Source organism: Fluviicola sp., assembly GCF_030151805.1.
In the GTDB taxonomy this organism is placed as follows: Bacteria; Bacteroidota; Bacteroidia; order Flavobacteriales_D; family Crocinitomicaceae; genus Fluviicola.
This window is the reverse complement of record NZ_JASLCN010000302.1, coordinates 1-5493: the sequence shown is the minus strand read 5'-3', so window position 1 is coordinate 5493 and position 5493 is coordinate 1. Positions and strand designations below refer to the sequence as shown.

Annotated in this window: 5 protein-coding genes; 3 read left to right on the top strand and 2 right to left on the bottom strand. The window is 42.8% G+C overall.

The annotated features are described in order from the left end of the window. Positions 1–67 precede the first annotated feature (67 nt). The 3 genes from Q1V93_RS11610 to Q1V93_RS11600 all read left to right on the top strand — a co-directional run bounded on the left by Q1V93_RS11610 (position 68) and on the right by Q1V93_RS11600 (position 1916). Complete coding sequence (locus tag Q1V93_RS11610; protein ID WP_300664863.1) at positions 68–661, top strand: Crp/Fnr family transcriptional regulator; 594 nt, start codon at positions 68–70, stop codon at positions 659–661. A gap of 74 nt (positions 662–735) precedes the next feature. Beyond that, a complete protein-coding gene (locus Q1V93_RS11605) occupies positions 736–1614 on the top strand; it encodes a pirin family protein (RefSeq protein ID WP_300664861.1) in 879 nt (292 codons plus the stop codon). Next, on the top strand, positions 1614–1916 hold the full coding sequence (locus Q1V93_RS11600) for a GNAT family N-acetyltransferase (protein WP_300664859.1): 303 nt from the start codon (positions 1614–1616) through the stop codon (positions 1914–1916). Before Q1V93_RS11605 ends, Q1V93_RS11600 begins: the two co-directional genes overlap by 1 nt. A gap of 119 nt (positions 1917–2035) precedes the next feature. Here the strand turns inward: Q1V93_RS11600 and Q1V93_RS11595 are convergent, their stop codons facing one another. Then, complete coding sequence (locus Q1V93_RS11595; protein WP_300664857.1) at positions 2036–4306, bottom strand: multicopper oxidase domain-containing protein; 2271 nt, start codon at positions 4304–4306, stop codon at positions 2036–2038. Between the two features lie 99 nt (positions 4307–4405). After that, entirely contained in the window at positions 4406–5245 is an 840-nt protein-coding gene (locus tag Q1V93_RS11590; RefSeq protein WP_300664855.1) for a DUF3347 domain-containing protein, read from the bottom strand. Between the last annotated feature and the right edge of the window lie 248 nt (positions 5246–5493).

Sequence of the window (5493 nt, the reverse complement as noted above, 5' to 3'; positions counted from 1 at the left end):
ATTTATTTTTTTCTTCCCGATACCAATGAGATAAAACGTTCATTTTCTCGTATCTTAGAAGGAAGATATGAAACAAAATTTTTACAATTACCTTCAAAACAAAGCGCTGGTAAAAGCAGAACACCTGGCGCAGCTCACAGAGTTGGTTTCGGTAAAAGAATTCAAAAAAGATGCGTTTTTGCTTTCCCCCGGACAAATTTGTGAACGCGCTCTTTTCGTTGAAAAGGGACTTGTCCGGCTCTATTCAATAGGTCAAGACGGAAAGGAGCACATCGTACAGTTTGCTCCCGAAAACTGGTTCATAGGTGACCGTGAAAGTATTTATTTCAGACAACCTTCTACGTATTACATGGATGCAATAGAAGATAGCACCGTGATACTTTTCGACCAGCATTTTGTTGAAACGGCTTCAGAAATCAGCCCCGAATTCAGAATGTACAATGAATACCTGTTGCAAAATCACATCCGGCAATTACAAAACAGAATCAATCTGCTGATCGGATCAAGTGCCGAAAAGAGATACCTGGAATTTATCCGGCTTTACCCGGATCTGACACTTCGCGTGCCGCAATGGATGATTGCTTCTTATCTGGGAATTACCCCGGAAAGCCTGAGCCGGGTTCGGAAAGAACTGGCAAAAAGGAATTTCAAACCGCTTTGATTTCTTACCATACATCAATGTAGAAGCGAACCGATGACTCTAATTTTGTAGTATACATTTTAAAACAAAGCAAGATGATTACAAGAAATATAGAAGTCGTTGTTTCACCGGGAGCTCCGCATTATGTAGGTGACGGATTCCGGGTACATAATTTCATTCCGGGTTCCCGTAATTTGGATATGAAACGGATGGATCCTTTCATTTTGATGGATTACAATTCCAAATTTTATTTTCCTCCTTCAAATCAGCAAAGAGGTGTGGGAGTGCATCCGCATCGTGGTTTTGAAACCGTTACGATTGCATACAAAGGAAAAGTAGCACACCACGACAGCAGCGGTGGAGGTGGTGTCATTGCTGAAGGTGATGTTCAATGGATGACGGCGGCATCAGGCATTTTACATAAAGAATACCACGAAGAAAACTTCAGTAAAGCAGGAGGTGATTTTCAAATGGTGCAATTGTGGGTAAACCTGCCGGCGAAAGACAAAATGTCGAAACCGAAATATCAGAGTATTACGAATGCGCAAATGGCCAAATACACGTTGCCGGATAAGAACGGGATTGTTGAAGTAATTGCCGGAGATTACCAGGGAATGAAGGGAAGTGCGAGCACTTTTTCACCGCTTCACTTATTGAACGCCCGATTGAACAAAGGAGGAAAAGCCGGTTTTGAATTTCCTGAAAATTACAATACAGCCTTGCTGGTAATCGAAGGAAGCATCAGAGTAAATGGGAAAGAAATCGTTTCGACAGACCATTTGGCCTTGTTTGAAAACAACGGAACAGCATTCACAATTGAAGCAGCGGAAAATGCGGTTGTACTGATTTTGAGCGGGGAGCCGATCAACGAGCCGGTCGTTTCGCACGGACCATTCGTCATGAATTCCAAGCAGGAAATCATTCAGGCGATTGAAGATTATAACATGGGGAAATTCGGATATTTGGAAGACTGATGGAAAAGCAAATAGAGATCCGGAATAACGAAGAAAAAATGCAGTTCGAGTATTCCGAAAACGGAGAAGTGGCACGATTGGAGTATCGGTTTTACAAGAAAAATATAGCCATGATGCATACCGTTGTTCCTGAAACGATGAAAGGAAAAGGAATTGCTTCGGCATTGGCTGCAAAAGCTTTCGAGTATGCAAAAGAGAAAAAGAAACTGGTGATGGTTTATTGTCCTTTTGTAGCGGCATACGTGAAAAGACATCCTGAATTAAGAGATCAGATCGATAAGGAGTATCATCAGAATATGTAAGAGAAATCAATTTATTTCAAAACCCTTTGCAGCTTAATCCTTGCAAAGGGTTTTGAAATGATTCATCCGCGGAATCAGTGGGCTAAAAAACACGATCTAAATTACCGGATAATACATCCTCAATAATTCAAAGAAAGCCCGAATCCAAGTCCCATATCACTGTCGTAATGCGCACGGATTCCCATATATTTAGTCAGGATATAACGCAAATCAACCATGTATTCCAAATCCGTATTGACCATAAATCCTGCTCTCAAACGCTTTGAAATCGGGATATCTTCCCGCATTAACTGAAGCCGCACGTTTCCGTCGTGGTAAACTTCCGCCTGAAAAATGATGAGCATCGGCAAGGTAAAATTGAAACCGAGGCTAACAAGCGACCGGTTGTCTTTTGAGTTCTTCTGTCCGAAGATATTCTGTTCGTGTTCATCAATTCCCATTTTCCGGTAACGCCAGTCAAAGCCCACAAAAGGCATAAACCACTGCATTTTCCCGATGTATCTTCCCACGTGCGTTTCCGTTTCGTAACCATGCATGTTGTTGTAACCCAAACGCCATTCCGTTCCGATACTCCAGCGTGTATTCTGAATCATCGCCATTCCGTCATTTCCGTTGGTTGCGAAATCGTTTTCAGCCATAAAGTGAGGCATCCGGTCGTCGGCGAAAAGTTTTCGCTGAGCTAATTTCGGGTTGGTAATCAGCGGATTCGGGGCCTGATTTTCATAGGTGAAAATGCGTCCCATCCCGCTCATCATGTGATACAAAATATGACAATGGAAAAACCAATCACCTTCCACATTGGCGTTGAATTCCAGGGTATCTGTTTCCATGGGCATGATATCGACCACGTTTTTTAAAGGAGCATAATCTCCCTGTCCGTTTAGCAACCTGAAATCGTGACCGTGTAAATGCATCGGGTGCCGCATCATGGAACCGTTGTAGAGAATGATGCGTATATTTTCCCCTTTTTTGATCAAAATCCGGTCGGTTTCGGAAATAACCTTGTTGTCCATGCTCCAAACATAACGGTTCATGTTTCCGGTGAGTTCAAATCGAAGTTCTTTGACCGGAGCATCTTTCGGAAGATTTGTTTTAACCGGAGATTTCAACATGGAATAATTCAGGGTCACAATGTCCGACAAGGCATTCGAGTCGTATGGATTGTGTTTGTGAGAAACGGTGTCGTTTTCCGTTTTTGGGTTGGAACCTTTTTTCTTTTTCTTGATTTCTCCCGTGATTTCTGGATACATCACCACATTCATATCCATCTGATTCAAACTCATCTGCATGCCCATGTCGTCCAGGTTTCCATTCATCTTCATCATGCCGTTCATCATTTTCATCCCGTCGAAATACTTGAGTTTGGGCAGGGGAGAAGCCAATTGTTTCACTCCTGATCCGATGTAAAGCGATGTGGATTTTGTCCGGTCTTCGGCCGTTGCTAAGAACTCGAAGGAAGTATTGTCTTCCGGAATGGTGACAACGATGTCATAGGTTTCTGAAACGGCAATGATCAAACGATCTACTTCGATAGGTTCCACATCGTTTCCGTCATTGGCAACGACCGTGATTTTTCCTCCGGCATACGTCAGCCAGAAATAGCTGGAAGCTCCTCCGTTTGAAACGCGCAGCCTGACTTTGTCTCCGCCTTTGAATTGCGATAGCTGGCTTTCATTGTGCCCGTTAATGAGGAATTTATCGTAATACACATCGCTCACATCCATCGCCAGCATCCGTTTCCATTCATTGGTCACTTTCGTTTTAAAATAACCCAATTTGATGGCTTCGAAATAACTTTGTGTGGTGTTTTTCTTAATGGCAAACCAATCGGAAGCATTGTGCAGCATCCGGTGCACATTTTCCGGTTTGTAATCCGTCCATTCGCTGAGAATAACCGGAATTGCGGGCAAATCGTCAATACCTTTCCGGAAAGTCGGATCGTCGGTTCTTTTGTTGATGATGAAACTTCCATACATCCCGATTTGTTCCTGTAATTCGGTGTGACTGTGATACCAATGTGTTCCGTGCTGAATCAATGGAAAGCGATACACATACGTACTGTGCGGCTTAATAGGCATTTGTGTGAGGTTTGGAACCCCGTCTTCCCGGTTTGGAAGAAACAAGCCGTGCCAATGCAGCGAAGTTTCCTCATTCAGTTCATTGTAAACGTAAATTTCAGCCGTATCTCCTTCGGTAAAAGTGAGTGTAGGCATTGGAATCTGTCCGTTTACCGCAATGGCCCGTTTTTGCTTACCGGAGAAATTTACCAGCGTGTCGCGCACATGTAAATCATAGCGAACAACGCGTTGCGCAAAAAGTGCCTGGTTGATGGAAATCAGGATGAGCGTGAGGAGGAATATAAGTGTTTTAAAATTGTCCTTCAACTTCATGAATCTTTGTTTTATGCATTCAATGAGAATAACGTGAAGCCTGAGTTGAATCCTCAGACTTCACGAATAAATTGATAAGTATGCTGCTAAAAAGTGCTTTTACTTGATGGTTTCGACTGTTTTTCCACAGTTCATCATTTGTGCACCGTAATACGGATTTTTGATCGCACTTTCTTTGCTCAACCAATCGGCGCCTTTTCCGTCGTTGTACATCGGGCAATGTTGGAAGTAAACGGGAGTTGCCGGCTTGGAAACCTTGATCAGTTCATACATATTCGCGGACAATGATGCGAAATGCTCCCGTTGATGTGCAGGATCTTTTGTTCCCAAAATATGCTCTGTATCGGTTGTCAGATCTTTCATGACTTTCATCCATACGGCATGTTCTTCCGGGCTCAACTGATCCATTTTTACAGCTTTCAGCGCAGCAAGCAGGTTTTTTGCCTGCAGAGAAGCTGAACTTCCGTCCGTTTTCACCAAGGCATCTTTAACGGCAAAATAGCTGTTGAAAACCGCTTCCAGTTGATTGGTTTCCTGTTTTGAAACGTTCGTTTCCGGGGATTTATCTGTGGATTCGACTTTCGCATTGGCTGTTTTCGGTCTTGTATACTGGCAACATGCCGCCAATTTGTTGTAAGCATCGGCAGGAGCGAAGAACTTCTCGCTATCGTATCCGGCAAGGGCAATGCGTTTTAAAATTTCGTCGGAACTGGTTTTCACGCTGTCGTATTTGATCACAGCCATTTTAGTGGTCTGATTCCAATCTACTTTGGCGATCTTGTTTTTATTTCCGGCAGTTTCAATGTTTGTTTTGCACATGTCGCAGTTCCCGTAGATTTTCAGGGTTTGCGTTTTTTCATTCTTGATTTGAGCATTACAGCTTGTAAGCGAAATCAGTGCAAGTGAAAGTACGAATGATATTTTTCCAATTGTTTTCATGATAATTCTTTTGAATGTGATGATTTATCCGGAGCTCCGGACGCATGTTTTATTTCTTGTCGGCTGACAGGCATTTTTCAATTTACAGCCTGCCTGTAATCCCGATTCAATCATTGATATATAGTTTCCGGCATTCAAATCAGCTATTCGGAATGAATGATCCGGAGAAACTAGTAGTTGTCCATTTGATCTAAGATACAATAATTGAACAACACAAAAAACCGAATCACTGCTTGCGCGTGTCGGCT

Coding starts and splice junctions, on each gene's coding strand:
- Q1V93_RS11610 (WP_300664863.1), top strand. CDS start 68: ATGAAACAAAATTTTTACAATTACCTTCAAAACAAAGCGCTGGTAAAA.
- Q1V93_RS11605 (WP_300664861.1), top strand. CDS start 736: ATGATTACAAGAAATATAGAAGTCGTTGTTTCACCGGGAGCTCCGCAT.
- Q1V93_RS11600 (WP_300664859.1), top strand. CDS start 1,614: ATGGAAAAGCAAATAGAGATCCGGAATAACGAAGAAAAAATGCAGTTC.
- Q1V93_RS11595 (WP_300664857.1), bottom strand. CDS start 4,306: ATGAAGTTGAAGGACAATTTTAAAACACTTATATTCCTCCTCACGCTC.
- Q1V93_RS11590 (WP_300664855.1), bottom strand. CDS start 5,245: ATGAAAACAATTGGAAAAATATCATTCGTACTTTCACTTGCACTGATT.